The 4515-nt window shown below is 64.6% G+C and carries 4 protein-coding genes; 1 reads left to right on the top strand and 3 read right to left on the bottom strand.

The window, feature by feature from the left end:
- Nucleotides 1-1683, bottom strand: a 1683-nt coding sequence (locus tag WCB02_RS36270) for a homocysteine S-methyltransferase family protein (RefSeq protein WP_423966429.1), incomplete at its 3' end; no start/stop codon positions are given.
- Nucleotides 1684-2592: a methylenetetrahydrofolate reductase [NAD(P)H] gene (metF, locus tag WCB02_RS36265; protein ID WP_423966427.1), complete on the bottom strand. Its 909-nt coding sequence runs from the start codon at nt 2590-2592 to the stop codon at nt 1684-1686.
- A 343-nt stretch (nt 2593-2935) separates the two neighbouring features.
- Here metF and WCB02_RS36260 point away from each other — a divergent pair, with 343 nt between their 5' ends.
- Nucleotides 2936-3955 carry an LLM class flavin-dependent oxidoreductase gene (locus WCB02_RS36260; protein ID WP_423966424.1) on the top strand — a complete coding sequence of 340 codons (1020 nt, stop codon included), beginning with the start codon at nt 2936-2938 and terminating at the stop codon, nt 3953-3955.
- 136 nt (nt 3956-4091) lie between these two features.
- On the opposite strand, the gene WCB02_RS36255 is transcribed toward WCB02_RS36260, so the two are convergent.
- Nucleotides 4092-4515: prephenate dehydratase domain-containing protein (locus WCB02_RS36255; RefSeq protein ID WP_423966421.1), on the bottom strand; the 424-nt coding region annotated here is incomplete at its 5' end.

The following is a 4515-nucleotide window of genomic DNA, read 5'->3' as shown; positions in this document are numbered from 1 at the left end:
AATGTGCACATAAGGCAGCTCGGCGCGAATGCGCTTCGCCGCCGCGATGAAATCCTGCGCGTAATTGTTGTGCTCCTCGATCCCTGTCGCGACGGCGAAAATATTCGGGTCGAAGATGATGTCTTCGGGCGGAAAGCCGAGCTGGTCGATCAGGATGCCGTAGGCGCGTTTGCAGATCTCGGTCTTGCGCGCAAAGGTGTCGGCCTGGCCCTTTTCGTCGAACGCCATGACGACCACCGCTGCGCCATGGCGCCGCGCGATGGTGGCCTCGTGGATGAATTTCGCCTCGCCCTCCTTCATCGAGATCGAGTTCACCACCGGCTTGCCCTGCACGCATTTCAGGCCGGCCTCGATCACCGCGAATTTCGAGGAATCGATCATCACGGGGACGCGGGCGATGTCGGGCTCGGCCGCGACCAGGTTGAGGAAGGTCGTCATCGCGGCTTCCGAATCGAGCAGGCCTTCGTCCATGTTGACATCGATGACCTGCGCGCCGTTGTCGACCTGGTCGCGCGCCACCCGCAGCGCCGCGGTGTAATCGCCCGCGGTGATCAATTTGCGGAATTTCGCAGATCCCGTGACATTGGTGCGTTCGCCGACGTTGACGAAGGGTATTGCCAGCGCAAGCTCGAACGGCTCCAGCCCCGACAGCCGCAGCCGCGGCTCGATCACCGGCACCACGCGCGGCCGATGCGGCGCCACGGCGGCCGCGATCGCGGCGATATGATCCGGCGTGGTGCCGCAGCAGCCGCCGACGATGTTGACGAGGCCGGCCGCCGCGAACTCGCCGATCAGCCGCGCCATGTAGTCCGGGCTCTCGTCATACTGGCCGAATTCGTTGGGCAGGCCGGCATTGGGATAGGCGCAGACCAGCACGTCGGCGACGCGCCCGATATCGGCGATGTGGGCGCGCAGATCTTCGGCGCCGAGCGCGCAGTTGAAGCCGATGGTGATCGGCCTGGCGTGCCTGACCGAATACCAGAACGCTTCCGGCAATTGGCCGGACAACAGCCGCCCGGATCTGTCGGTGATGGTGCCCGAGATCATCACGGGCACGTCGAGGCCGCGCGCCTCGGCGATTTCGCTGATGGCGTACAGCGCTGCCTTCGCATTCAGCGTGTCGAAGATGGTCTCGACCAGCAAGAGATCGGCGCCGCCGTCGAGCAGGCCGCGAGCCTGTTCGCCATAGGCCTTGCGCAGATCGTCGAAGGTGACAGCGCGATAGCCGGGGTTGGCGACATCGGGCGAGATCGAGGCGGTACGGTTGGTCGGGCCGATGGCGCCGGCGACGAAGCGCGGCTTGCCGTCTTCGGCGGCCACGCGTTCGGCGGCGTTGCGCGCGAGCCGCGCACCCTCGCGGTTCATCTCATAGACGATATCGACCAGGTCGTAGTCGGCCTGCGCGATCGACGTCGACGAAAAGGTGTTGGTGGCGACGATGTCGGCGCCGGCACGAAGATAGTCGGCGTGGATGTCCTCGATCGCCTGCGGCTGGGTCAGGATCAGGAGATCGTTGTTGCCGCGCAGGTCGCGGTGAAAATTGGCGAACCGCTGGCCGCGAAACGCGGCCTCGTCGAACTGCAGGCCCTGGATCATCGTGCCCATGGCGCCGTCGAGCACCAGGATGCGCTCACGGGCGGCCGCAAGCAGCGCGGTTCGTTTGGTCGAAGCAGGATTGGTCATTCAGGCAGCTTTCTGCGCGCCGCCCGGACGCAGCCCGAGCAGATGGCTGATCGCGAATACGAGATCGGCGCGGTTCATGGTGTAGAAATGGAAGCGGTCGACCCCGCGCTTGCGGAGCTTCTGCACCTGGCCGGCGGCAACGGTGGCCGCGACCAGCTTGCGGGTCTCGGGATCATCGTCGAGCCCGTCGAATTTTTGCGCCAGCCAATCGGGCACGCTGGTGCCGGCCCGGGTGACGAAGGCTCTCGCCTGCTTGAAATTGTGCATCGGCATGATGCCGGGCACGATCGGAATGTCGATGCCGCGGGCGCGAACCCGGTCGAGGTAGCGGAAATAGAGGTCGTTGTCGAAGAACACTTGCGTAATGGCGCGAGCCGCGCCGGCGTCGACCTTGGCTTTCAACACGTCGATATCGGCGTCGAAATCCGCACTTTCCGGATGCTTCTCGGGATAGGCCGACACCGAGACCTCGATGTCGGGATGACGGGTCCTGATGCCCTCGACGAGATCGGCCGAACTGCGATAGCCGTCGGGATGGGTGACATAGGGCGTGCCGATGCCACCCGGCGGGTCGCCGCGCAAGGCGACGATGTGGCGGACGCCGATGTCATGGTAGCGGTCGACGATGTCGTCGATCTCGCCGCGGCTGGCGCTGACACAGGTCAGGTGGGCAGCCGGCGTCAGTTCCGTCTCGGCAAGGATGCGGGCGATGGTGGCGTGGGTGCGTTCCCGGGTCGAGCCGCCTGCCCCATAGGTCACCGAGACAAAGCCGGGATGGAGCGGCGCCAGCCGCTTGATCGTGTCCCAGAGGTTGCGTTCCATCTCCGGGGTCTTCGGCGGGAAGAACTCAAACGAGATCTGTGGCGAACCGAGCCCGGACGGCGCATCTTTTGGGGGTACCTCGGTCATCGCACCACGAACTCCAAAACGGGCGGCTCAACACGTCAGGCTAAGCGGGAGGATCCTAAAATAGGACAAACGAGACCGCCGAAACAGCCCATCGATGATGGGAAATTGCCCAATGATGCCAAGTTACGTGAAATATAATAGCAATTTTTGCAACGAGTGGGCAGAACGAAATGCTTGATTTACTGGATAATAAGCGAAACCATGGAGTGGGCGATCATGCGACAGAGAACAAAAATCCATCACATGTCCCACCGGCCCATCGCCGCCTCGGCGTTCCGGCGTATGTCTGGTCTGGAGGGCCGGCCCCATTGTCCGGACTGCGAGGTGCATTAACTTGGGCATCATGATCCCGCTTTCAGTCCTCGACTTGTCCGTCGTCACCACCGCGACCCGCCCGGCGGCGGCGCTGCGCAACAGCATCGATCTGGCACGCCACGTCGACGCCCTCGGCTATCTCCGCTACTGGCTCGCCGAGCATCACAATCTGTCCTCGGTGGCGAGCCCGGCGCCCGATGTCATGATCGGGCAGATCGCCGCGGTCACGAGTCACATCCGGATCGGGTCCGGCGGCGTGATGCTGCCGAACCACGCGCCGCTGGTGGTGGCCGAGCGTTTCAAGATGCTGGAGGCGCTGTTTCCAGGCCGGATCGATCTCGGGCTCGGCCGCGCGCCCGGCACCGATGGCGCCACGGCCTACGCCTTGCGCAGCCGGCTCGATCGCCGGGAGGGCGACGATTTTCTCGAGCGGCTGCATGAGTTGATCCTGTGGGAGACGCGCGAGTTCCCGGCCGGCCATCCCTACAATAATGTGGTCGCGATGCCCGACGACACGCCATTGCCCCCGATCTGGCTGCTCGGCTCCAGCGATTACAGTTCGGAACTCGCGGCGCAAGTCGGCATGGGCCATGCGTTCGCGCATCATTTTGCCAGCCATGACGCGATCGCGGCGCTGACGACCTATCGCGCGCATTTCAAGCCGTCGGCCTGGCGCGCCACGCCCTATGCCATCCTCGCGGTCGCCGTGGTCACCGCCGAAACGGACGCCGAGGCGGAACGGCTGGCGTCCTCGATGGACCTCAACCGGCTGCGCCGCGACCGCGGGCAATATTCGCCGCTGCCGAGCCCGGAGGAAGCGCTGGCCTATCCCTATACCGCGGCCGAGCGTGCCTCGGTCGCGCGCAACCGCACGCGGCTGTTCGTTGGTTCTCCCGCCACCGTGATGCAGAAGCTCGAACCGATGATCGCGGCGAGCCAGGCCGACGAGCTGATGGTCATCACCGCGGTGTATGACCACGAGGCGCGGAAGAAGTCCTATAGCCTGCTGGCAAATGCGTTCGGATTGGGCAAGCAGGCTGCGGCGTAAGAACATCGTCGTCCCGGCGCACGCCGGGACCCATACCGCGGAATCTATCGGTGGGGAGCGTTGTCTGACGGCATTCGCAAAACGAGCGTCGGTGGTTACGGGTGCCGGCGTGCGCCGGGACGACTGGCTGAGGGCCTCACTCCTGCTGCTCGGTAAACGTCGCGCGGAACGGATGGGCCGGATAGACGCCGACGATGCGGAATTCGCGCGAAAAGAACTTCAACTCCTCCAGCGCGAAGGCGAGGGCCTTGTCGTCGGGATGGCCGTCGACATCGGCATAGAATTGCGTAGCGAAGAAATTGCCGTCGACCATGTAGCTTTCGAGCTTGGTCATGTTGACGCCGTTGGTAGCGAAGCCGCCGAGCGCCTTGTACAGCGCGGCGGGCAGGTTGCGCACCCGAAATACAAAGGAGCTGACCAGCGGCCCCGAGCCTTGCGGCGCCCATTTCTCCTCGCGCGCCAGCACCACGAAGCGCGTGGTGTTGTGGGCTTCGTCCTCGACATCCTCGGCGAGGATGTCGAGCCCGTAGATCTCGGCTGCAAGGCGCGAGGCGATCGCC

It is taken from the genome of Bradyrhizobium sp., from assembly GCF_049581145.1.
GTDB lineage: Bacteria > Pseudomonadota > Alphaproteobacteria > Rhizobiales > Xanthobacteraceae > Bradyrhizobium.
The sequence above is the reverse complement of the archived record's forward strand: the minus strand, read 5'-3'. Positions and strand labels throughout refer to the sequence as shown.